This is a genomic window from Streptomyces capparidis (assembly GCF_054782095.1).
Genome location: NZ_BAAGTD010000043.1, coordinates 38872 through 62359, shown reverse-complemented (window position 1 = coordinate 62359; position 23488 = coordinate 38872). Strand labels below are relative to the sequence as shown.

Annotated in this window: 18 protein-coding genes, 1 other RNA gene and 1 pseudogene; 12 read left to right on the top strand and 8 right to left on the bottom strand. The window is 72.6% G+C overall.

All coding sequences use genetic code 11. From position 1 onward, the window contains the following. Positions 1 to 132: 132 nt before the first annotated feature. Positions 133 to 514: a transfer-messenger RNA gene (gene ssrA, locus ACYVO2_RS28175) on the top strand. A gap of 163 nt (positions 515 to 677) precedes the next feature. Here ssrA and ACYVO2_RS28170 read toward each other — a convergent pair. The 3 genes from ACYVO2_RS28170 to ACYVO2_RS28160 all read right to left on the bottom strand — a co-directional run bounded on the left by ACYVO2_RS28170 (position 678) and on the right by ACYVO2_RS28160 (position 3262). Continuing rightward, a complete protein-coding gene (locus ACYVO2_RS28170) occupies positions 678 to 1301 on the bottom strand; it encodes a hypothetical protein (RefSeq protein WP_461010838.1) in 624 nt (207 codons plus the stop codon). A gap of 129 nt (positions 1302 to 1430) precedes the next feature. Next, on the bottom strand, positions 1431 to 2054 hold the full coding sequence (locus tag ACYVO2_RS28165; RefSeq protein ID WP_461010849.1) for a response regulator: 624 nt from the start codon (positions 2052 to 2054) through the stop codon (positions 1431 to 1433). 56 nt (positions 2055 to 2110) lie between these two features. Beyond that, on the bottom strand, positions 2111 to 3262 hold the full coding sequence (locus tag ACYVO2_RS28160) for a sensor histidine kinase (RefSeq protein WP_461010837.1): 1152 nt from the start codon (positions 3260 to 3262) through the stop codon (positions 2111 to 2113). Positions 3263 to 3571: 309 nt separating this feature from the next. On the opposite strand from ACYVO2_RS28160, the gene ACYVO2_RS28155 reads away from it, so the two are divergent. Continuing rightward, the gene (locus ACYVO2_RS28155; protein ID WP_461010836.1) at positions 3572 to 4960 is read left to right on the top strand and encodes a S1 family peptidase; all 1389 of its coding nucleotides are present in this window, start codon (positions 3572 to 3574) and stop codon (positions 4958 to 4960) included. Positions 4961 to 5022: 62 nt separating this feature from the next. Here ACYVO2_RS28155 and ACYVO2_RS28150 read toward each other — a convergent pair whose 3' ends face one another. After that, entirely contained in the window at positions 5023 to 5733 is a 711-nt protein-coding gene (locus ACYVO2_RS28150; protein WP_461010835.1) for an LbetaH domain-containing protein, read from the bottom strand. Positions 5734 to 5817: 84 nt separating this feature from the next. On the opposite strand from ACYVO2_RS28150, the gene ACYVO2_RS28145 reads away from it, so the two are divergent. Beyond that, positions 5818 to 6693, top strand: coding sequence for a glycosyltransferase family 2 protein (locus tag ACYVO2_RS28145; protein WP_461010834.1), 876 nt, complete (start codon positions 5818 to 5820; stop codon positions 6691 to 6693). Between the two features lie 131 nt (positions 6694 to 6824). Here ACYVO2_RS28145 and ACYVO2_RS28140 read toward each other — a convergent pair. Continuing rightward, positions 6825 to 7598, bottom strand: a pseudogene (locus ACYVO2_RS28140) (NAD-dependent epimerase/dehydratase family protein); the annotation flags it as partial. Between the two features lie 34 nt (positions 7599 to 7632). Next, complete coding sequence (locus tag ACYVO2_RS28135) at positions 7633 to 7881, bottom strand: hypothetical protein (RefSeq protein WP_461010833.1); 249 nt, start codon at positions 7879 to 7881, stop codon at positions 7633 to 7635. Between the two features lie 141 nt (positions 7882 to 8022). Between ACYVO2_RS28135 and ACYVO2_RS28130 the strand changes: the two genes are divergently transcribed. Then, on the top strand, positions 8023 to 9345 hold the full coding sequence (locus tag ACYVO2_RS28130) for a tetratricopeptide repeat protein (RefSeq protein WP_461010832.1): 1323 nt from the start codon (positions 8023 to 8025) through the stop codon (positions 9343 to 9345). Positions 9346 to 9363: 18 nt separating this feature from the next. Here the strand turns inward: ACYVO2_RS28130 and ACYVO2_RS28125 are convergent, their stop codons facing one another. Beyond that, positions 9364 to 10188, bottom strand: a complete 825-nt coding sequence (locus ACYVO2_RS28125; RefSeq protein ID WP_461010831.1) for a helix-turn-helix transcriptional regulator — start codon at positions 10186 to 10188, stop codon at positions 9364 to 9366. A gap of 99 nt (positions 10189 to 10287) precedes the next feature. On the opposite strand from ACYVO2_RS28125, the gene ACYVO2_RS28120 reads away from it, so the two are divergent. Then, positions 10288 to 10659, top strand: a complete 372-nt coding sequence (locus tag ACYVO2_RS28120) for a cupin domain-containing protein (protein ID WP_461010830.1) — start codon at positions 10288 to 10290, stop codon at positions 10657 to 10659. On the opposite strand, the gene ACYVO2_RS28115 is transcribed toward ACYVO2_RS28120, so the two are convergent. Continuing rightward, complete coding sequence (locus tag ACYVO2_RS28115; protein WP_461010829.1) at positions 10656 to 11891, bottom strand: MFS transporter; 1236 nt, start codon at positions 11889 to 11891, stop codon at positions 10656 to 10658. The two genes, ACYVO2_RS28120 and ACYVO2_RS28115, sit on opposite strands and share 4 nt — an antisense overlap. A 395-nt stretch (positions 11892 to 12286) precedes the next feature. Between ACYVO2_RS28115 and ACYVO2_RS28110 the strand changes: the two genes are divergently transcribed. The 7 genes from ACYVO2_RS28110 to ACYVO2_RS28080 all read left to right on the top strand — a co-directional run bounded on the left by ACYVO2_RS28110 (position 12287) and on the right by ACYVO2_RS28080 (position 23343). Beyond that, positions 12287 to 13249, top strand: coding sequence for a LysR family transcriptional regulator (locus ACYVO2_RS28110; RefSeq protein ID WP_461010828.1), 963 nt, complete (start codon positions 12287 to 12289; stop codon positions 13247 to 13249). 241 nt (positions 13250 to 13490) lie between these two features. Continuing rightward, positions 13491 to 14774 carry an ABC transporter substrate-binding protein gene (locus ACYVO2_RS28105; protein ID WP_461010827.1) on the top strand — a complete coding sequence of 428 codons (1284 nt, stop codon included), beginning with the start codon at positions 13491 to 13493 and terminating at the stop codon, positions 14772 to 14774. After that, positions 14771 to 15694 carry a carbohydrate ABC transporter permease gene (locus tag ACYVO2_RS28100; RefSeq protein WP_461010826.1) on the top strand — a complete coding sequence of 308 codons (924 nt, stop codon included), beginning with the start codon at positions 14771 to 14773 and terminating at the stop codon, positions 15692 to 15694. Before ACYVO2_RS28105 ends, ACYVO2_RS28100 begins: the two co-directional genes overlap by 4 nt. A 140-nt stretch (positions 15695 to 15834) precedes the next feature. Then, positions 15835 to 16602 (top strand): carbohydrate ABC transporter permease, encoded by a 768-nt coding sequence (locus tag ACYVO2_RS28095; RefSeq protein WP_461010848.1) that lies wholly within the window; start codon positions 15835 to 15837, stop codon positions 16600 to 16602. Continuing rightward, a complete protein-coding gene (gene yicI / locus ACYVO2_RS28090) occupies positions 16603 to 18948 on the top strand; it encodes an alpha-xylosidase (protein ID WP_461010825.1) in 2346 nt (781 codons plus the stop codon). Positions 18949 to 19112: 164 nt separating this feature from the next. Further along, positions 19113 to 20138, top strand: coding sequence for a LacI family DNA-binding transcriptional regulator (locus ACYVO2_RS28085; RefSeq protein WP_461010824.1), 1026 nt, complete (start codon positions 19113 to 19115; stop codon positions 20136 to 20138). Between the two features lie 232 nt (positions 20139 to 20370). Beyond that, complete coding sequence (locus ACYVO2_RS28080; protein WP_461010823.1) at positions 20371 to 23343, top strand: glycoside hydrolase family 3 protein; 2973 nt, start codon at positions 20371 to 20373, stop codon at positions 23341 to 23343. Positions 23344 to 23488: the final 145 nt, after the last annotated feature.

The window sequence follows — 23488 nt, the reverse complement described above, 5'->3', positions numbered from 1 at the left end:
CCGGGACCGCCGCCCCGAGCGGCGCGGCCGGTTCCACCGAGGGTGTTGCCCGAGTGGTGCTGTTTGACAACTGAACCGGATTGGCCAGTGACCCGCAGGGGTCAGCCGACCTGGTTCCGCATCCTCACCCCTGGGGGTGATCGGTTTCGACTGGGGATGTTGGAGCAGGGGAAGCGAGCCGAGGAACGCGGCAATGATCTCGTTAACCATGTGTCGCAAAAAAATAATCGCCGAAACCAAGCGCGATTCCTTCGCCCTCGCTGCCTGATAAGAACAGGTAGCGACTTCGCGAAGTGTCGGACCGGGAGTGTTCCCGACCCGGACCCCGGCATCAGCTAGGGAACTCAACCGTCAGTCCCGGCCACGGGGGCTGACGGGAAACCTCACAGTGGCTGGGCCCGTCGGAGACTTGTCTGCGTGATCTCCGGGGCCGAGAAAATCGCAGCAGACTGCGCTCGGAGAAGCCCTGGTTCAGCTTCACAGGACGCGGGTTCGATTCCCGCCACCTCCACTCGGACGACAGGCGACGTGTGCCGCGCTTACGCGCTGGCCACGTCGCCTTGTCGCGTTTTGCGCGACTTCGCCGCGCGGGGCGGGGGCTTTGCCACCCGCACCCCCCGGCCCGGGAGCGGCCTGGGGGCGGGTGAGTGTTCCCGCCCCCAGGCCGGGGGTCGCTCTCAGCGCGTGAGGGGCGCCTGTATCCCTGTTGCCGCCGGGGTTGCCGGTACTCGTGTGGTGGTGGCCAGGGCCGCCGTCAGGAGGGCGGCGGCCAGGGGGAGGAGATCCAGGTGGGCGGCGATGAGGACGAAGCCGAGCACGGCGAGGGCCGGGGACCAGGCCGGGCGCAGACGCAGCACGGCCTGCTGGACCAGCAGGGCGAGCAGGCCGGCCTGGAACAGCAGCGGGCCCGCCAGGTACAGGGCGTCGGTGAGGCCGGGCGGCAGGCCGGGGGCGTTCTCGTGGCGGGCCCGCACGCCGTCCATGGCCGCGTTGTCGGACGCCTGGAGACCGACGACGATGTCGACGACCACCACGCGGGCGAACGCGAGCATGCCGAGGACGGTGGCCGTGACGGCGCCCGCCGCGACGATCCGGTGGCCCCGGCGGCCGGTCGCGGCGAGCGGCCGGCGCAGTGCGAACGCCGTCGCGGCGAACAGCAGCAGGCCGGCCAGGAACAGCAGATGGCCGACCGTCCAGGCCGGTCCTGGGCCGTGGGCGCCGTCCAGGCCGTCCAGGAGGCGGACGAGGCCGTAGGCCAGGAGCAGCAGCGGGGCGGCGAGGGCGGGTGACAGAGCGGGCATGGGCGATCGGGCTCCCCGGGACGGGTGGACGGGTCGGTTTGTGCCCGTTGATCGTCCGCCGGGGCGCGGGGTGCCCGGATCGCCCGTCCGAGCGGTTTCCCGGCCTCCCCCGCGCGGGGGAGCCGGGCCCTAACCGCTCGCCCCGCCGGGGGAGCCGGGGCTGATCAGCCCGGTCTCGTAGGCGGCGATGACGGCCTGCACCCGGTCGCGCAGGCCCAGCTTGGCCAGCACATTGCTGACGTGCGTCTTCACGGTGTGCTCGCTGACCACGAGCGCCGTGGCGATCTCCGCGTTGGACAGGCCCCGGCCCAGCAGCCGCAGCGTCTCCCGCTCCCGCGCGGTCAGCGCCGCCAGGCGGTCCCCCGGCACCGTGCCCCCGCCGCGGGGCCGCACGCGCACGAACTCCTGGATCAGCCTGCGGGTCACCGCGGGGGCCAGCAGCGCGTCCCCGGCCGCGGCGACCCGGACGGCGTGCACCAGGTCGTCGCGGCGGACGTCCTTGAGCAGGAACCCCCCGGCGCCCGCGTACAGGGCGTCGTACACGTAGTCGTCGTGGTCGAACGTGGTCAGCATGACGACGCGGCAGTCGGTGCGCGCGCGCACCGCCCGCGCCGCCTCGATGCCGTCCATGCCGGGCATCCGCACGTCCAGCAGCGCCACGTCCGGCCGGTGCGCGAGCACCGCCTCCACCGCGGCCGCGCCGTCCCCGGCCTCCGCCACCACCTCGATGTCCGGCTGGGCGTCGAGGATCATCGCGAATCCGGCGCGCACCAGCTCCTGGTCGTCGGCCAGCACCACGCGGATGGGGTTCACCGGGCCTCCACCGCCGACCGGTACGGCAGGTGCGCCGCCACCTCGAACCCGCCGCCGGGCCCCGGCCCCGTCTCGGCCCGCCCGCCGCAGGCCCGCGCCCGCTCCCGGATGCCGACGAGGCCGCGCCCGTCCGTCCGGCCGGTCCTCGCGGGCCCGCGCCCGTCGTCGGCGACGGTGAGCAGCAGCTCCTCCCGCCGCCAGTCCAGCGTCACCGTGGCGGCGGTCGCGGCGGCGTGCCGGACGGTGTTGGTCAGGGCCTCCTGGACGATCCGGTAGGCGGCGGCCTCGGCGTCGGCGGTGAGCGGACGGGGCTCGCCCAGCTCGCGCAGCGCCACCCGCAGCCGGGCCCGCTCCGCCCCGGCGACCAGTGCGGGCAGGGCCGCCAGACTGGGGCCGGGGGCGCGGCTCGCCGCCTGCCCGTCGTCGTCCTTCAGCACGCCCAGCATCCGGCGCAACTGCGCCATCGCGTCCCGGCCGGTGTCCGCGATCGCGTCGAAGGCCCGCTCGGCCCGCTCCGGGTCGGTGCGGACGGCCACCGGGCCCGCCTCGGCCTGCACCACCATCAGGCTGACGGCGTGGGCGAGCACGTCGTGCATGTCCCGGGCGATCCTGGCCCGCTCCGCGGCCGCCGCCCGCGCCGCCTCCGTGGTCCGCTCCCGCTCGGCCCTGGCCCGGTTGGCGCGGGCCAGCGAGCCGAGCAGGTACGCGGTCAGCGGCAGCAGCAGGGTGAAGGTGAACTCCACCGCGTCGTTGTCCTTCAGCAGCAGCGACGCGGGCGGGAAGGTGAGCAGGATCCACCACAGGAACGCCTGCCGCTGCCAGGGTTTGCCCAGGTCGGCGACGGTGTAGACGGCGAGGAGCCCGCCGTACTGGAGGTGCTGGCCCGGCCGGTGGTGCAGCGCCACCAGCGTGGCGAACACGGCCACGGCCACGGGCACGGCGAACGGCGCCCGCCGCCGCCACACCAGCGGCACCACCGTGCCCGCGTTCAGCACCAGGCCCAGCCAGGTCACCTCGCCCGGCCCCGCGCCCAGGAACGGCACCGACACCGGCACCGCCACCGCGAGCGCCAGCCCGGCGTCCGCCCCACGGGCGGGCAGGCCGCGCACCCGCTCCGCGACCCCCTCCACCCACCGCCCCACCGCCATGCCCCGCAGTATCGCAACCCCCGTCCCGCCCCGGCCTCAGCCCCCGGAGGGACATCCCCGCCCGTCCTCCCTCGCCCGGGGGAGCCGCCCCGGCCGCCTGCGCCGGAGCGAGGAATTCCGTTCCCCGTTGAGCAACCCCGCCCCCCGGCTCCGTATGGAGAGGGCGGATGGGGCGCGTGGGGGCCGAGGGGCGAAGGGCCCGGGCCCGGCCGCCGTACACGTGAACACCGCTCCGCGGCTGCCGCCGTGCCGCACCACCCGGGTCGGCTTCCCCCCACGAGCCGCCCGCTCCCCCTGGAGGTCAGTGAGTTGAGCCACCGAAGCCACCGACGCGTCAACAAGCGGACCGGCGTGCTCGCCGGGGCGGGCGCGACCGCGATCGTCGCGGCCGCGATCCTGCTGCCGAACGCCAACGCCAGCGCCGACAAGGAGGCGGGCCCGAAGGCGTTCACGTCCTTCCAGGCGGCTCGGCTCGGCTCCGCTGTCGCCGCCGACCTCGGTGACGACGCGGCGGGCTGGTACTACGACGGCGAGTCGGACCGACTCGTCGTCAACGTCCTCGACGAGGCCGCGGCGGACCGGGTCGAGGCCGAGGGCGCCGTCGCCCGGGTCGTGGAGAACAGCATCGCCGAGCTGAGGGCGGTCACCGACGAGCTCGGCGACACCGCGTCCGTGCCCGGCACCGCCTGGTCGATCGACCCGCGCACCAACAAGGTCACCGTCCTCGCCGACAGCACGGTCGAGGGCGGCGACTGGGCGACGCTGGAGCGGGCCACCGGCGCCATGGGCGACAAGGTCACCGTCAAGCGCACCGGCGGCGAGTTCCGCCCCTTCGACCATCCGGCGCCGCGCGGCGACCAGCCGGAGGGCACCGGCGAGGGCGGGCAGGCCGCGGAGGGGGCGGACGGCGGCGACGCGATATTCGGCGGCGGCGTGCGCTGCTCCCTCGGCTTCAACGTCACCGTGGACGGCGCCCCCGCCTTCCTGACGGCGGGCCACTGCGGCGACGCCGCCGACACCTGGACGGCCGACCAGGCGGGCGCGCAGTCGCTGGGCGCCACCACCGTCTCGGAGTTCCCCGGCAGCGACTACGCGCTGGTGACGTACGACGACCCGGCGGCGGCCCCGCCGAGCACCGTGGACCTCAAGGACGGCACCACCCAGGAGATCACCCGCGCCGCCGAGGCCACCGTGGGCCTGGCGGTGCGGCGCAGCGGCAGCACCACCGGGCTCAGCGACGGCACGGTCACCGGCCTGGACGCCACCGTCAACTACGGCAACGGCGACATCGTCAACGGACTGATCCAGACGGACGTGTGCGCCGAGCCCGGCGACAGCGGCGGCGCGATGTTCGCCGACGACGCCGCGATCGGCCTCACCTCGGGCGGCAGCGGCGACTGCACCACGGGCGGCGTGACCTTCTTCGAGCCGGTGACCCGCGCCCTGGCGGAGACCGGCGCGGTGATCGGCACGGACGACGGCGGCACCGGCGACGGGGGCGCCGAGGCGGACGCGGGCGCCGACAACGCCGGCGCCGGCGACGGGGGAGTCGAGGACGGCGGCGCCGAAGCGGGCGGCGCCGACGGGGGCGCCGTTGACGGCGGCGCCGAAGGGGGTGCCGCCGTCGGCGGCACCGGCGGCCAGGAAGGCACCGCGACGAACGGATCCGCGGTGAACGCCGGGACCGGAACCCCATAGGAACCGGCCACCCCATCGCCCCGGATCCAGGGCACCTCCCCAGGATCCGGGGCCCGCCGTTCTCAGGGACCCGACTCCCGGTGCTCGACCGGGCGTCGCCGGATGTGGACGTCACCGGTGTGCGGGGCGGTGACCACACCGTGGTCGGGGACCGAGCGTGCGGCGAGGGTGACACCGCTCGCGATCCGGCAGTCCCGTCCGATCAGGACTCCCGGGCCGAGACCGATGCCGTTGCCGGTCTGGCAGCGGTCACCGATGACGGCGCCGAACCTCGGTGTGCCGCAGCGGTACAGCCCGCCGGGCACACGCAGGACGACCTCTTTCTCGGGCCCCCGCATGTGCGGGCTCCACATGCTGATGGCCGCCACCGTCAGGTTCGCCGACAGGTGGGCGTCGGCACCGACGAGAGTGCGGTTGAGGCCGACGCGGTGGCCGAGGATCGTCCCCGCCGCGAGGAAGGACCTCGTCACCTCGCAATTGAAGCCGACGGAGACACCGGCGCACAGGACGGAGCCCGCGCGCACCGTGGAGAACTCCCAGACCCGCACGCCAGGGCCGATGATCACATCGTCGCCGATGATGGCCGTGGGATGGATCCGGGCGGTCGGATGGACGCGCTGGGGGACGGCGGCGAGGGCCGCATCGTGCCAGTCGTCCCAGCAGGCGAGGAATGCGGCCAGATCGGACTCCTCCAGTTGTTCGTACGGCGTGCCGCGCAGCGTGGCCGCGTCGGTGCGGGCGGTGAGGTGGTCGCCAAGGCGGATGGTGGGCATGAGGTCCTTTCGTGTCGGTTCGGCACCGTGCCTCGGCGCCGCTAGCATCGACGTCACCGTCTCCGAGCAACGGGGAGTTCACCTGTGTGTCATCTGCGCGTTGGCGTGGCCATCCTGACGATGGGCGACCGGCTCGCGGAGCTCGCCGATCTGCTCGACTCGGTCACCGGGCAGGACACGCCTGCGACGCGGATCGTCGTCGTCGGCAACGGCACGCCGCTACCGCCCTTCCCCGCAGCGGTGACCGGGGTGGAGCTGCCCGAGAACCTGGGCGTGGCGGGTGGACGCAACGCCGCCATCGCCCGGCTCAGGGAGTTCGGGGACGTCGACGTGGTGGTGGACCTGGACGACGACGGGCTGCTGATCGACAGTGATGTGTTCACCCGCCTGGTGAGGTTGTTCGAGGACGACGACCGCCTGGGCGTGGTCGGCTTCCGCATCGCCGACGAGCGGGGCCGTACCCAGCGTCGCCACGTGCCCCGGCTACGGGCCGGGGATCCCACAAGAGGTGGGATGGTGACGACGTTCCTCGGAGGCGGTCACGGTCTGTCCATGTCCATGCTGGACGAGATCGGCGACTGGCCGGATGCCTTCTTCTACGCCCACGAGGAGACCGATCTCGCCTGGCGGGCCCTGGACGCGGGATGGAAGGTGCGCTACGAACCCGATCTCGTGCTCCGGCATCCGTGGACATCGCCGACCCGGCACGCGGTCTTTCACCGCATGGTCGCCCGCAACCGGGTCTGGCTGGCCAAGCGTCACCTGCCCGCCGTCCTCGTCCCCGTCTACCTCGGTGTCTGGATCGCCCTGACGCTGGCTCGCGCCAGGTCGGCAGTAGGTCTGCGGGCCTGGTTCGGCGGCCTCGCCGAGGGGCTGCGCACCTCGTGCCCGCCGCGTCGGCCGATGCGGTGGACCACCGTCTGGCGGATGACCCGGCTGGGCCGTCCGCCGATCATCTGATCGCGGTGCCCCCGGCCTCCTCGGCCGTCAGCCACGCCGGAATCGCGCCGCACGTCCTGTTCAGCCACGCCGAGTACCGGGCGACGCCCTCGGCGACGCCGCAGGGACCGCACCGGGGCGGTGGCGACGTCGTCCACGTGCACCAGATCGCGGATCTGCCGTCCGCCGCCGTTGAGGTGCAGCGGCAGGCCGAGTGCGGCGCGGGCGGCGAACCAGGCGACCACCCAGGAGTGGCTGTTCTCCTTCACGACCTGGGGCTCCCCGTAGACGGAGAAGTACCGCACGACCGTGTAGGAAGTCGGCACGGCCCTCAGGACCAGCGCAGTCTGGGTTTCGCCCCATGCCTTCGTGTTGCCGTAGACGGACATCGGCCGGAGCGGGGCCCGCTCGTGGAACCGCGGGGGCGTCCTGCCGTACACGGACTCCAGCAGGCGCCGTGTGGCGGCGTGCTCCCCGCACGCGGGTGCCCAGTCGTCAGGGTCGCCGTTGCCGTAGACGCTCGCCGAGGAGACGAAGCAGAACCGCCTGACGCGCCTGGAGCGCGCGACCGCGTCCAGGAGCACCTGGGTACCGGCGATGTCGGTGCGTACCGCCGCCATGGGCAGGCGGGTGCAGGCGGCCACGTCGGCGAGCGCGGCGGCGTGGACCACGTAGTCGCACTCCGCGACGACCTTGCCCACCGCAACCGGGTCCTCGATGCTGCCGACGACGATGTCCGGGTGCTCGGGATCGACTCCGAACAGGTCCCGGTAGACCTCCTGCGGGTAGGCGTCCAGGGTGCACAGGCCGATGGCGCGGGCGCCGAGGCGGCGCAGACGGGCGGTGATGCGGCTGCCGACCAGTCCGGCCCCGCCGGTGACCAGTACGGTCCGGCCCTTCAGTCGTTTCAGGTGGGTGTCGTGCACGAAGCCTCCATGGGGCGAGTCGGATCGGTTCGGGTCAGCGGTCCTGCTCGCGAGCCCGCTCGCGCAACCTGATCAGCCGCTCGAACTGGGCGGCGTACAGCTCCACCTCGTCCGGGGTGAGGACCAGCACCGACTCCGTGCTCCGCCCGTCGGCGCGGTGCAGCGTGATGCCGAGAGCGGCCTGCCGGGCGCGGTGGTCGTACATCGCGTCCCGCTTCAGCGGTGTGGCGTGGGTGACGGAAGCCCATGAGCCCTGAGCGGACGGGTCGTCGTGGGTACGCATGGTCGCGTCTCACCTCCTGCGTTCTCCGGTGTTGCGCTTGAGTGAACAGCCGAACGCGTACCGTGAGGAGGTGCCGGGATGTAGGCCGGTCGTGGGCCCGTGTAGACCCGCGTCCCGGAGAGGAAACGGAAGGGGGCGGGGGTGGCTCCGAAGCCGGAGATCGGTGAGCTGATCCGAAAGGCGTGCCGGGCCCGTGGCTGGGGTCCGGCCAAGCTCGCCCGGGAACTGGGGATCGCCGAGGGCAGAGGGCCGACAGGGCTGGACCGGCAGTCCGTCAGGCGGTGGATGGTGGGGGAGCGGAAGCCGGAGTACTGGCTGCCGTACCTCGTGCGGGTCCTGGACCTGGACCTGGACGACGACCGGGCTCCGGAATGCGCCGAGCCGTCGCACGCGGTCGGCGATACGGTGGCAGCACTCCTGGAGTTGGGAAGGAGCGACGTGCAGCGACGAAGCTTCCTGGCCGCGACGAGCGCATATCCTCTCGGCGTCCTCAACCTGCCGGAGCCCGACGGCCTCCTGCGCAGGACCGACCGCGAGGGCACCGTCCGGGTCGGTATGGGGGAGGTCGCCGCCGTCCGGCAGATGACCCGGGTCCTCGGCGACGCGGCGGCGGAACTGGGCGGCGGCCACGCCCGCCACCTGGCCGTCCGCTATCTGACCGACGACGTCGCGCCCTGGCTGGACGGCCGGTACACCGAGAGGACCGGCCGCGAGCTGTTCGCCGCCGCCTCCCAGCTCGTGCACCTGGCCGGGTGGACGGCCCAGGACGAAGGCAACCAGGGCCTGGCCCAGCGGTACTACGCGCACGCCTACCGGCTGGGGGTGGAGTCCGGTGAGCCGGAGGTGACCGCGACGGCCCTGCGCGGCCTCGCGGTCCAGGCCATCGACCTGGGGCACGGGGCCGTGGCCCTGCGGCTGGCCGAGAAGTGCATCGAGGAGGCCGGATCCCTGGACGATCCCCGGGCCAGGGCGTACTACGGGGCGACGCTCGCGGAGGCGGCCGCCCTGGACGGCGACCGTGGGCTCGCCACGCGTTCGCTCACCGCCTCCCGAGCCGCGATCGAGAAGACGGCGGATGCCCCGCCCGGCGACTCGTGGGCGTCGCACTTCAGCGTCGGCCGGTGGGCCCACTACTCCGGGCTCGTCCTCGCCCGACTCGGTGACCTTCGCGGCGCCACCGAGCACCTGCGCCAAGCCCTGGACATCCACGGCATCGACCGCCGTCGCAGCCGTGCCATCGTCCTCGCCCATCTCGGGCAGGTCCACCTGCGGCAGGGCGATCTCGACGCGGCCCTGTCCGCCTGGACGGCCTTCGTCGACTCGGCCGACGGCCTGCGTTCGGTGAAGATCGACGACGCGGCGCAGGACATGTGCGCCCGACTCGACCGCTACCGGAAGGTCCCGGAGGCCGGCGAACTCCGGCAACGGGCGGAGACCCTGGCCGCGGAGAGGGCAGCCACCTGACCTCGGGGCCCGCCGCCTTCAGGGGCGGGGGCCGCGGCCGTGGGTTGCCGCGTAGTGGGCGGGGGTGGTGCCTACGTGGCGGGTGAAGTGGCGGTGCAGGTGGGCCTGGTCGTGGAAGCCCGCGGCGGTGGCCGCCTCGGCGGGGCGGTGACCGGTCAGGAGCAGGTCGCGGGCCAGCTCTATGCGCCTGCCGGTCAGGTAGGTGTGCGGCGGCAGGCCGTAGGAGCGGGTGAAGCAGCGGATCAGGTGGGTCGGGTGGGCGTGCAGGACGGCGGCGGCCTCGGCCAGCGACAGGCCGTCGCGGACCCGGGAGTCGAGCAGCTCCCGCAGGCGCGCGGCCAGGCGGGCCGCGTCCCGGCCCGGGGTGCGCGGGCGCGCCGCGGCCAGGTGGTGCCGCAGCCGCTCCCGGACGAAGGCGAGGCGGCACTCGGCCTCGAAGGCGTCCCCCTCCCGGCCGAGGGCCAGGTGCAGTCGGTGGATCCGCCTGCGCAGCGGCCCGTCCTCGAGCACCGGGCCGTCCACGGCCCGCCCGGCGAGCCGCTCCGGCAGCACGGTGGTGTCGAGGTACAGCACGCGTTTGCGGAAGCCCGACGCGGTGACGGTCCTGCCGTCGTGGCTGACCCCGGGAGGCAGCAGCAGGACGCTGCCCGTTCCCGAGGCCCCGTGGCGGCGGCGGTCGAGCGCGAAGTCCACCGCCCCGTCGTCCAGGATCATCAGGTCCCACGTCCGGTGGGTGTGGGCCGGGTAGGCGTGGTCGGTGAAGTGCGCGTGGAAGACCTCCGCGATGCCCGCGACCGGCGGCCGCCAAGCCGTGATCGCCGGGCGGGAACGGTCTCGTGCCATGCCAGGAACGTACAAGACCGGCGGGCGGCGGGCGCGGCAGGCTCGGTGGCACCGGCCGGGGCGCCCGCCCCGGCACGACGTTCCCGAGAAGGAGTCCGCATGCCCGGCACCCCCGCCCCCGTCAACCTCGCCGACCGGCTCTCGCGGTTCAGCGACCTGTGGGCGCAGAAGAAGATCGCCGATCTGAACGACTACGAGATCAAACTCGCCAAGCTGAAGGGCGAGTTCGTCTGGCACACCCACGAGGACACCGACGAGCTGTTCCTGGTCGTCAGCGGACGGCTGACCATCCAGCTCAGGGACGGCGACGTGGAACTGGGCCCGGGCGAGCTGTTCGTGGTGCCCCGAGGCGTCGAGCACTGCCCGGTGGCGGCGGAGGAGACCGCGATCCTGCTGGTGGAACCGGCGGGCACGCTCAACACCGGGGACGCCGGCGGGCCGATGACCAAGGCGGCGGAGGCGCTCGCCTAGGGCCTGTCGTCGGCCGTGGCGGGGGCGTCCGGCGCGGCCGCCTCCGCGGGGGGACGGGCGGCGCGGCCCACCGCCCGGGCCGCCACCGCCGCCAGGGCGGCCGCCACCGCCGCCGGGGCGTACGCCGCGCCCGAGCCCAGGTGCTCCGCGCACCAGCCGCCCGTGGCCGCGCCCGCCGAGATGCCGACGAGCAGGGCCGTGTAGAGGGTGGTCAGGCCCTCGTTGAGGCGGTCGCCGGGGATGACGTCCTGCGCCAGCGTCATGCCCGTGACCATCGTCGGCGCGGTGGCCACACCCACCAGCAGCAACAGGACGCACAGCACCGGAAGGCTCCCCGCCAGCAGCAGGCCCGCCACGGCGGCGGCCAGCGCGGCCACGGAAGCGGTGAACCGGAACGGGGCGGGGGCGCGCTGCGGCAGCGCCCCCAGCACCAGCCCCGCCGCGCACGACCCCGCCGCCTGGACGGCCAGCAGCACACCGCCCGCCGCGGGCGAGCCCAGCGCGTCGGTGCGGGCGAGGGTCGCCACCTCCAGCCCGCCGAACACGGCGCCGACCAGCCCGAACGCCGCGAGCAGCGGCGGCAGGCCCGGTCTGCGCACCAGCAGCGCGGGCCGCTCGTCGCGGACGCGCGGCGGGGGCTCGGTGCGCCGCTGGGCGGAGAACAGGGCGGTGCCGACGACGAGCAGGACGGCGGCGGTGAGCAGCCCCGCCTGCGGGAAGGCGGCCGTGCACAGCAGCATCGCCAGCGCCGGGCCCAGCACGAAGCACAGCTCGTCCATCACCTGCTCGAACGAGTTCGCCGTGGGCCGGGCCGCGGGCCGCTCCCGGTGCACCCACTCCCACCGGGCCCGGGTCATCGCCCCCACGCTCGGGGTGGCCGCGGACGCGGCGGCGCACACGAACAGCGCCCAGGTCGGCGCGTCCAGGGTGACGCACAGCAGCATCGCCGCGGCCCCCGCCGCGAACACCGCCGCCGCGGGGAGCGCCACCCGGGACTGCCCGTGCCGGTCCACCAGGCGGCCCAGGAACGGGGAGGCGAGCGCGGCGGCCACCACACCCGCGGCGCTGACCGCCCCCGCCAGGGCGTAGGAGTCGCGGACGGTGGCGATCATGACGACGTTGCCCACCCCGAGCATGGAGGTGGGCAGCCGCGCGACGGCCCCGGCGAGGGTGAAGGCGACGGCGCCGGGGGCGGAGAACAGGGTGCGGTACGGGGTGAGGGAGGGGGGCATGGGATCACCGTCGGGCCGGTGCCCGTTCCCGGTCCAACACCTGTTCCCCGAGGATTGTCGCGCTTGGGTTGTGAATGCCCTGTGACCTGCGGTGCGATGGGTCGTCAGGTGGCTGCCGCCCCCCGTGGCGGTGAGCGATCGGGGGCGCTCGTGGAGGGTCTCGCGGTGGGGTTGCGCAGGTGGGCCGGAGGAGGGGGCGTGAGCCCGTCGCCTCCGCCGGGCCGTGAGGACGAGCGGCCCTCCCCGCCGAACGCCGCACCCACCACCGTCCCGCCGTCCCGTCCCCGTCCCATCCCCCGTCCCCGTCCTCCGCGCCCCGTCCCGTCCCCGCCGTCCGGCGCCGTGCCGCCCCGCCCTCCGCGGCCGCCCCCCGCCCCCCGGTACGCTCCCCCGTCATGACCGCAGACCTCGACGTTCGCCTGCTCCGCGGGTTCGTCGCGGTGGCGGAGGAGTTGCACTTCGGGCGGGCCGCCGTCCGGCTGCGGGTGGCGCAGCAGGCGGTGAGCCGGGATGTGCGGCGGCTGGAGGCGCGGCTCGGGGTGACGCTGTTCCACCGCACCACCCGGAGGGTCGAGCTGACCGCGGACGGTGAGCGGTTGCTGGCCCGGGCCCGGGTGGTGCTGCGGGCGCACGACGACTTGGTGGCCGAGTTCGCGCCGCCGCGGGAGCGGCCCCTGCTCGTGGACATCGCGGCGCCGGTGTCCACGGGGCGGCGGGTGGTGGAGGCGGCGCGGGCGCGGGAGCCCGAGGTGGAGCTGCTGACCCGGCAACTGGGCGGGCTGACCGGGGCGGCCCGCCGGATCCTGGACGGGGAGCTGGACGTGTCGTTCGGGCGGGCCGGGGGGCTGGCGCCGGGGGTGCTGGCGCGGCTGGAGCACCGGCTGGTGCGGTACGAGCGCCTGGCGGTGCTGCTGCCCGAGGGCCACCGCCTGGCCCGCCTGCCCGAGGTGCCGCTGGCGGCGCTGGCGGGGGAGAGCGTGTACGCGGCCCGCGGCAACCCGGACACCGCGGAGTGGACGGAGCTGGCGGAGGCCCTGTTCGAGGGGCGGGGGATCGCGGTGGCGGCGCCGTTCCCGCCGATCGTGGGCGAGGAGGAGTTCGCCCGGGTGGTGCCGCGCCGCGGCGAGCCGGTGCTGGCGAGCGTGGTGTTCACGCGGGTGCCGGGCACGGTGCTGCGCCCGCTGGTGGACCCCGTCCCGCTGGCGCCGGTGTCCATGGTGTGGCGCAGGGGGCTGCGGCACCCGGGGCTGGACGCGCTGCACGCCGCGGTGCGCAGCCTCGCTGCGACGGACGGCTGGTGGCAGCGGACGCCCGGGGCTTGGCTTCACGAAGTGGACGCGGCGCTTACGGCGCGCTGAAGCGGCGCTGACCTGGGACTCGTCCCGCCCGTACCAGATCGACGCCCGACGGCACCGGATTTGACCACAGTTGGTACCTGTAGAGCGCAACTAGAAGCACTGCGTTCACACCATTGACACAGGTTGGCCCCTGCCTTAGCTTCCTCGCCATCGAAACGTTTCGACAGGCCCCTTCGACGCCAGCGTCGAAGCGCTTCGATTCAGTCAAGTTTTGATCTCCCCCACTGCCTGGAGGCAGTCGATGTTCAAGGCGCGAAGGCGGGTGGCCATAGCGGCCGTCGCCGCGGGAATGCTGGTGCTGGCCGGGTGCGGCGGCGACTCAGGGGACGGCGACGGCAAGACGCTGCGGCTGTGGCACTACGAGGGCCCCGAGAGCGCCATGGGCAAGGCGTGGGCGGAGGTCATCAAGGAGTTCGAGAAGACCCACCCCGGCGTCAAGGTGAAGTTCGAGGAGAAGAGCTTCGAGCAGATCCAGAAGACCGCCGGCCAGGTCCTGAAGACCTCCCAGGCGCCGGACCTGATGGAGTACAACAAGGGCAACGCGACCTCGGGCCTGCTGGCCAAGCAGGGCCTGCTCACCGACCTGTCGGCGGAGGCCAACAAGCGCGGCTGGAGCCAGATGCTCGACAAGAGCGTCGGCGCCACCGGCCAGTACGACGAGAACGGCGTCATGGGCTCCGGCAAGTGGTACGGCGTCCCCAACTACGCCGAGTACACGATGGTGTACTACAACAAGAAGCTCTTCGAAGAGCACGACGTCAAGGTGCCGACCACCATGGCGGAGTTCACCGCCGCCCTGGACAAGTTCGCCGACGCGGGCGTCACCCCCCTGTCCAACGCGGGCGCCGAGTACATGGCCCAGCAGTACGTCTACCAGTTGGCCCTGACCAAGGCCGACCGCGCCTGGGTGGACGCCTTCGAGCGCTACACCGCCAAGGCCGACTTCAACGACGCCGCCTGGACCTACGGCGCCGAGACCTTCGCCGACTGGGTGAAGAAGGGCTACATCAGCAAGAAGACCGTCGGCACCAAGGCCGAGGACGCGGGTGTGGCCTTCATCCAGGGCAAGTACCCGATGCTGTTCTCCGGGAGCTGGTGGTACGGCCGCTTCCAGGCGGAGATGAAGGACGACTGGGGCACCTTCCTGTGGCCCGAGACCAAGCTGACCCTGGGCTCCGGCGGCAACAACTGGGTCGTGCCGAAGAACGCCAAGAACAAGGAGCTGGCCTACGACTTCATCGACCTGACGATGAAGCAGGCCGCGCAGAACACCCTGGCCCAGAACGGCGGCGTCCCGGTGAAGGCCGACCCCAGCGCGGTCACCGACCCCAAGGCCAAGGAACTCATCAAGAACTACGAGGACCTGTCCGGGCGGGACGCGTTCGCCTACTACCCCGACTGGCCCGTGCCCGGCTTCTACGACGTGCTCGTCCAGGAGACGCAGAAGCTGATGAACGGCACCGACCCGGGCAAGGCGCTCGACAGCCTCCAGAAGGCGTACGACGACGGGGTTCCCGTCAAGTGAAGACCGGCACCAACGCGGTGACCCGAGGGCGCCGGGGCGAGGGGACCTACGCCTGGTTCCTCCTCCCCAGCGCGCTCGGGTTCCTCGCCATCGTCATCGTCCCGTTCGCGATGAACATCGGGACCAGCTTCACCGACTGGGACGGCGTCGGCGACGTCAACTGGGTCGGCGTGGACAACTACAAGGAGCTGCTCTCCGACTCGACGTTCTGGGACTCCTTCCAGCACAACCTGTGGCTGATCCTGGCCATGGCGATCGTCCCGACCTGCCTGGGCCTGGTCCTGGCCGCCGCCCTGTTCGACTTCGTCGGCAAGCGCTTCGGCCCGCGCACCGCCAGCCTGCTGCGGGCCTGCTTCTACCTCCCGCAGGTGCTGCCCATCGCCGTGGCGGGCATCGTGTGGAGCTGGATCCTGGCCCCGGAGGAGGGCGCGCTCAACGAGGCGCTCGGCGCGATCGGCCTCGGCTCGCTGGAGCAGGACTGGCTCGGCGACCCCGAGATCGCCATGTACAGCGTCATGGCGATCATGGTCTGGGTGCAGATCGGCTTCCCGCTGGTGGTGTTCATGGCGGGACTCCAGCGGGTGGACCCCGCGCTGTACGAGGCCGCGGAGCTGGACGGTGCCAACTGGTGGCGCCGCTTCTGGCACGTGACGCTGCCGCAGATCAAGCCCGAGATCTATGTGGTGCTGCTGTGGTGCACCATCGCCGCGCTGAAGGTGTTCGGGCCCATCTACGTGCTCACCAAGGGCGGGCCCGGCGGGGCGACGAACGTGCCGTCCTACTACTCGTACCAGAACTTCTTCGAGAAGTCGCAGGTCGGCTACGGCGCGGCCATCGCCACCGTGCTGACCCTGATCATCGCCGTCCTCACGGTGATCTTCCTGCGGGTGCAGACCGCCAGTGAGGACAAGGAGCGCTGACCATGGCCGCCACCCTGGAAAAGACCGACCAGAAACGGCGCGGGACCCCGCCGCGCCGCCGCGCGACCGGCTCGGTCGGGCGGTCCGGGGGCAACCCCGGCAAGTGGGCGGTGCTGGCGTCGCTGGCCGTGCTGGCCGTGATGATGCTGCTGCCGTTCCTCATCGTGGTCATGAACGCGCTGAAGACCCCGGAGGAGTACTCGCAGAACGGGCCGCTCGCCCTGCCGGAGGGGCTGTACCTGGAGGGCCTGAAGGACTTCTGGGAGCGCGTGGACTTCGGGCAGAAGCTGCTCAACAGCGCCCTGATCAGCGGCAGCGTCGCCGTGATCGCCACGGTGCTGTCCCTGTTCACCGCGTACGCGCTCGGCATCGGCCGGGTGCGCGGCCGGGTCTCGCTGCTGATCGTTTTCATCATGGCGCAGACCCTGCCGCAGGAGGCGCTGGTCTACCCGCTGTACTACCTGTCGAACAAGGTCGGGCTCTACGACACCCGGCTGAGTGTGATCATCGTGTTCTCGGTGATCCAGAGCGCGTTCGGCACCTATCTGCTCTCCTCCGTCCTCAGCACCTTCCCCCGTGAGGTGATCGAGGCGGCGCGGATCGACGGCGCCAACAAGTGGCAGGTGCTGTGGCGCATCGTCGTCCCCATCAGCCGCCCCACCCTCGGCGTGCTGATGGTGTTCTTCTTCATCTGGACCTGGAACGAGTTCTTCCTGCCGCTGGTCATGCTGATCTCCAATGACCAGCAGACGGTGTCCGTCGCGCTCGGCGTGCTCCAGGGCCAGCGGCTGATGGACGCCACCATGACCAACGCATCGGCGCTGCTGGGCACCCTCCCGGCCATCGCCTTCTTCCTGATCTTCCAGCGGACACTGACCCGCGGCATCGCGGTGGGAGCGGTCAAGTAAATGAAGTTCACCAACGGCTACTGGATGCTGCGCGACGGCGTGCGCGCCACCTACCCGGCCGAGGTCCTGGACGCCACCCCGGGCGAGGGCACCCTGGTGGTGCACGCGCCGGGGCACCGCATCCGCCACCGCGGCGACCTGCTCAAGGGCCCGGTCGTCACGGTGGACTGCACGGCGCCCATGCCCGACGTGGTCGGGGTGCGGATCACGCACTTCGCCGGCGAGGAGCACCGCGGCCCCGACTTCGGGCTGGAGGCCGACGCCTCCGCCCGGGCGGTCGCCGCAGCCGACGAGGAGGCGGCCACGCTCACCTCCGGCGAGCTCACCGTGCGCGTCTCGCGCAGCGACCCGTGGCAGGTCGACTTCCTCGCGGGCGGCCGGGTGCTCACCCGCAGCGGGGCCAAGGCCATGGCGTTCATGGAGACGCCCGAGGGCCACCATGTGCGCGAGCAGCTCGACCTCGGCGTCGGCACCCACGTGTACGGGCTCGGCGAGCGCTTCGGCCCGCTGGACAAGGTCGGCCAGAGCGTGGATGTCTGGAACGCCGACGGCGGCACCTCCAGCGAGCAGGCGTACAAGAACGTCCCGTTCTTCCTGACGAACGCCGGGTACGGGGTGTTCGTCAACCACCCGGGCCACGTCTCCTTCGAGGTGGGCTCCGAGGCGGTCTCCCGGGTGCAGTTCAGCGTCCGCGGCCAGTCGATGGAGTACTTCGTCATCTACGGGCCCACGCCCAAGGAGATCCTGCGCAAGTACACCGCGCTCACCGGCCGCCCGGCGCTGCCCCCGGCGTGGTCGTTCGGCCTGTGGCTGTCCACGTCGTTCACCACCTCCTACGACGAGGAGACCGTCACCTCCTTCATCGAGGGGATGGCCGAGCGGGACCTGCCGCTGTCGGTGTTCCACTTCGACTGCTTCTGGATGCGCGAGTACAACTGGTGCGACTTCACCTGGGACCCGCGCGTCTTCCCCGACCCCCAGGGCATGCTGCGCCGCCTCAAGGAGCGGGGCCTGCGCATCTGCTTGTGGATCAACCCGTATATCGCGCAGCGCTCCCCGCTGTTCGCCGAGGGCAAGGCCAACGGCTACCTGCTGCGCAAGCCGAACGGCGACGTGTGGCAGTGGGACCTGTGGCAGCCCGGCATGGGCCTGGTGGACTTCACCAACCCGGCCGCGCGCGAGTGGTTCACCGGGAAGCTGGACGCGCTGCTGGAGATGGGCGTGGACTGCTTCAAGACCGACTTCGGCGAGCGGGTGCCCACGGACGTGGCGTACTTCGACGGCTCCGACCCGGAGCGGATGCACAACTACTACACCCAGCTCTACAACGAGACGGTCTTCGAGCTGCTGCGCAAGCGGCGCGGCGAGGGCGAGGCCGTGGTGTTCGCGCGCTCGGCCACCGCGGGCGGCCAGAAGTTCCCGGTGCACTGGGGCGGTGACTGCGAGTCCACCTGGTCGGCCATGGCGGAGAGCCTGCGCGGCGGCCTGTCGCTCGGCATGTCCGGGTTCGGGTTCTGGAGCCACGACATCGGCGGGTTCGAGGGCACCCCGGACGCCGCGGTGTTCAAGCGCTGGATCGCGTTCGGGCTGCTGTCCTCGCACAGCAGGCTGCACGGCAGCCACTCCTACCGGGTGCCGTGGGCGTTCGACGAGGAGGCCGTGGACGTCCTGCGGACGTTCACCGAACTCAAGCACACCCTGATGCCGTATCTGTTCGGCGCGGCCAGGCAGGCCCACACCGAGGGCGTGCCGGTGATGCGCGCCATGGTCGTGGAGTTCCCGGACGACCCGGCCACCACCCATCTGGAGCGGCAGTACATGCTCGGCGGTGACCTGCTGGTCGCGCCGGTGTTCACCGCCGACGGCGACGTCTCCTACTACGTGCCCGAGGGCACCTGGACGCAGGTGCTGACCGGGGAGCGGGTCACCGGGCCGCGCTGGGTGCGCGAGACCCACGGGTTCTCCAGCCTGCCGCTGCTGGCCCGCCCCGGCGCGGTGGTGCCGTTCGGCGCCGAGAACGGCCGGCCGGACTACGACTGGGCGGACGGCGTCACCCTGCGGGTGTACCAGCCCGCGGACGGCGCCGCCGTCACCACCGAGGTGCCCGGGGCCGACGGCGGGGTGGCGGCCACGTTCCGCACCGCGCGCGACGGCGGCACCCTCACCGTGCAGCGGGACGGGGCGGACGGCCGGTGGCAGGTGCTGCTCGCCGGCGTGGCCTCCGCCTCCGGCGCGACCGTGACGGGCGGCACCGCGGAGGAGAGCGAGCACGGGCTGCTGGTGCGGGCCGAGCAGGGGGCGCGGCGGATCACCGTCACCGTGCCCGAAGGGGCGTGGTCCGCGTAGAGGCACAACCGCCCGGTGGTCCCGGGGCCCCGCATGCCCCGGGACCACAGGCGGGCTCGTCCGGCCGCGGCACGCGCCGGACGCCACGGCCGGGCCCCCACGGGCCGGGTCCCAGCACATCCGGCGGGACGGCGCGATCCGAGGCACGGCACCGGGAGAGGGCATTGGTCAAGATCACTGATGTGGCGCGCCGCGCCGGGGTGTCCCCCAGCACGGTGTCCTACGTGCTCAGCGGCAAGCGTTCGATATCGGAGGAGACCCGGCGCCGGGTCGAGGAGAGCATCCGGGAGCTCGGCTACCGCCCGCACGCCGGGGCGCGCGCCCTGGCCAGCAATCGCTCCAACGTGCTCGCCCTGGTGGTGCCGTTCCGCTCCGGCATCCATGTGCCCGTGGTGATGCAGTTCGCGGTGTCCGTGGTCACCGCGGCCCGCGCGCACGACCACGACGTGCTGCTGCTCACCCAGGAGGAGGGAGAGGAGGGGCTGCGCCGGGTGGCGGGCAGCTCCATGGTGGACGCGCTGATCGTCATGGACGTCGAGATGCACGACGCCCGCCTGCCGCTGCTGCGCTCCCTGGACCGCCCGTCGGTGCTCATCGGCTTCCCCGCCGAGAACGAGGGCCTGACCTGCATCGACCTGGACTTCACCGCCGCGGGCCGGGCCTGCGTGGACCATCTGGCGGGGTTCGGGCACCGCAGCCTCGCCCTGGTCGGCTCGCCGCCCGAGGTGTACGCCCGTGAGACCGGCTACGCCCAGCGCATGGCCGAGGGCTTCACCGCGGCGGCGCTGCGGCACGGCATCGCCGCCACGGTGCACCCGTGCGAGGCGACCATCAGGGCGGCCCGGGAGACGGTGCACACGCTGCTGGCCGAGCACAAGGACCTGACCGGTGTCGTGGTGCACAACGAGCCGGTGGTCGAGCCGCTGCTCATGGCCTTCCAGGAGGCCGGTAAGCGGGTGCCGGAGGACCTGTCGGTGGTGGCCATCTGCCCGGACGCGGTCGCCACGCGCGCCCCGATCCCGCTCACCTCGGTCGCCATCCCGGCGGAGGAGGTCGGCTCCCGCTCCGTGGAGCTGCTGATGGACAAGCTGCGCGGCCGGGCCGTCCCCGACGGCACATTACTGGCCCCCACGCTGACCCCGCGGGCGAGCACCGCGGCGGCCCCGGCGACCGAGGCCCCCGCGCCCTGACCGGCCGGGGCCCCGTCCGGCCCGCACGACCGGGCCCGGCGGGGTCCGGCCCCGCGAACCAGGACGGCGGCCCCGCCGCGGGCCGACCGACCACGACCCGTTCCCGGCCGGCCGGACGAGGGGCGAACCCCGGCCCCGGGACGTGAGAAGGGAGATGGTGAGCGCTTTACCGCCCCGTTTGGGATCGAAACGTTTCACATCGAGACCACTTGCAAAGCCGCAAGGAGAGAACGTGAGATCAAAGGTGGCACTCCGCAGGGTCGCCCCCGCCGTGGCCGTGGCGTTCGCGCTCGCGGTCGGGCTGGCCGGCCCAGCGCCCGCGCAACCCGAACAGACCTACGCCTTCCAGAACCCCGACCTCCCGCTGGACACCCGGATCGAGGACCTGCTCGGCAGGCTCACCCTCGAGGAGAAGGTGTCCATGCTCCACCAGTACCAGCCCGCGATACCCAGGCTGGGCATCAAGTCCTTCAAGACCGGCACCGAGGCGCTGCACGGCGTCGCCTGGCTCGGCGAGACCACCGTCTTCCCGCAGGCCGTCGGCCTGGCCAGCACCTGGGACCCGGAGCTGATCAAGCGCGTCGGCTCCGCCGTCGGCGACGAGGCGCGCGGCTTCCAGCAGGAGCGGCCCACCGGCTGGGGCCTGAACATGTGGGCGCCCGTGGTGAACCTGCTGCGCGACCCCCGCTGGGGCCGCAACGAGGAGGGCTACTCCGAGGACCCCCTGCTCACCAGCGCCATCGCCATCGCGTACGGCAAGGGGATGCAGGGCGACGATCCCCACTACCTCAAGACCGCCCCCACCCTCAAGCACTACCTGGCCAACAACAACGAGGTGGACCGGATCACCACCTCCTCCGATCTGCGCCCGCGCGTGTACAAGGAGTACGACGAGCAGGCGTTCAAGCCCGCGATCAGCGCCGACGCCGCCACCGGCGTCATGACGGCCTACAACCTGGTCAACGGGCGCCCCGCCACGGTCACCGACCTCAACAGCTCGGTGCGGACGTGGACGGACAAGACCCTGTTCAACGTCACCGACGCGGACGGCCCGAACAACGTCCCGGGCAGCCAGAACTACTACCCGGACAAGCCGTCCGCCAACGCCGCCATCCTCAAGGCCGGCGTCGACAGCTACACCAACGAGAGCGCGGACCCCTCCTCCACCCTCAAGGCGGTCCACCAAGCCCTCGACCGCGGCCTGATCACCGAGAAGGACGTGGACAACGCCGTCCGGCACGCGCTGTCCATCCGCTTCCGGCTCGGTGAGTTCGACCCGAACGGCGGCCCCTACGGCGCCATCGACAAGTCCGTCATCAACAGCGAGCAGCACCAGAAGCTGGCCCGCACCACGGCCGCCGAGTCGATGGTGCTGCTGAAGAACGGCAAGCTGAAGAACGGGCAGCAGGCGCTGCCGCTCGACCCGAAGAGCACCAAGAAGGTCGCGGTCGTCGGCCCGCTGGAGAACACCCTCTACACCGACTGGTACTCCGGCTCCCTGCCCTACGGCATCACCCCGCGCGAGGGCATCCAGCAGCGCCTCGGCGACGGCGGCACCGTCACCGCCAGCGAGGGCGTGGACCGGATCGCGCTGAAGAACACGGCCACCGGCAAGTACATCACCGGCGGGGCGGACGCCGACGGCGCGGCCCTCAAGGAGAGCGCCGCCACCGCGGGCGCCACCGAGCAGTTCGACGTGTTCGACTGGGGCCAGGGCGTGCTGACCCTGCGCAGCGCCGCCAACGGCAAGGTCGTCGGCTACGACACCGGCAAGGACGAGCTCGCCAACAACCAGGCCCAGCCCAACGGCTGGTTCGTCCAGCAGATGTTCAAGCTGGAGAAGCAGCCGGAAGGCGACTACCTGCTGCGCTACGCCGGCTACGAGACCACGGAGAGCTGGTTCCCGCGCGCGGGCACGTACGTGGCTGCCGACGCCGACGGAACCCTGCGCCTGGTCACCAAGGACAAGGCGTCCCGCTACGCCAAGGACGTCGTCCGCAGCGGCATCGACGAGGCGGTCAAGGCCGTCAAGGGCGCGGACAGCGCGGTCGTCGTCGTGGGCAGCATGCCGTTCATCAACGGCCGCGAGGCCCACGACCGCACCGACATGAACCTCGCCGAGAGCCAGGCCGAGCTGGTCAAGGCCGTGTACAAGGCCAACCCCAACACCGTCATGGTGCTGGAGACCAGCTACCCGGACACCATCACCTGGGAGCAGGAGAACCTGCCCGCGATCGTGTGGACCACCCACGCGGGCCAGGAGACCGGGCGCGCCCTCGCCGACGTGCTGTTCGGCGACGTCAACCCGGCCGGCCGGCTCACCCAGACCTGGTACAAGTCGGTCGGCGACCTGCCGGACATCCTCGACTACGACATCATCAAGTCCGACCGGACCTACCTGTACTACAAGGGCGACCCCCTCTACCCGTTCGGCCACGGCCTGTCGTACACGCAGTTCCGCTACGGCACGCCCAAGCTGTCCGCTCCCGCCATCGGGAAGAACGGCAAGGTCACCGTCACGGTTCCCGTCACCAACAGCGGGAAGCGGGACGGCGACGAGGTGGTGCAGCTCTACGTCCACCAGCGGGACTCCCGCGACAAGCAGCCCGTCAAGGAGCTCCGGGCCTTCGAGAAGGTCCACCTGAAGGCCGGGCAGACCAAGAACGTCAAGCTCACCCTCAAGGCCGCCGACCTCGGGCACTGGGACGTCACCCGGGACCGGATGGTCGTCGAGGACGGCCGGTACGACGTCATGGTCGGCGCCTCCGCCGAGGACATCCGCGGGCGCACCACGCTGCGGGTGCACGGCGAGAAGATCCCCGCCCGGGACCTGTCGAAGACCACGGGCGCGGTCAACTTCGACGACTACTCCGGGATCCGGATCGTGGACGAGACCAAGACCAGCGGTGACGCGGTCGGCGGGACCGCCGACGGCGAGTGGGTCTCCTACCGGGACGCGGACCTGAAGACCGGGCCGAAGACCTTCACGGCGCGGACGGCCAAGGAGAGCGCCGGGAGCGGCGCGGTGGAGATCCGCCTCGGCGGGCCGAACGGGAAGCTGCTCGGCACCGCGGAGGTGCCGTCCACCGGCGACCGGTACGCCTACCGGACGGTGACCGCCGACCTGACCGCCGCCCGCGGCCGGCACGACGTGTACCTGGTGTTCCGGGGCGATCTGCGGATCAGCTCCTTCTCCCTGCGGTAAGCGGGGCGGGGTCCGGGGGCGGCTCCTCCGGAGGCCGGGGGGCTTCGCCCCCTGAACCCCCACCGGGGCTGCGCCCCGGACCCCGCCGAGGGGGGTGAGGGGGTGGGTGCCGGGGGTTCCGTCCCCCGGCACCCCGCCGGGGGTC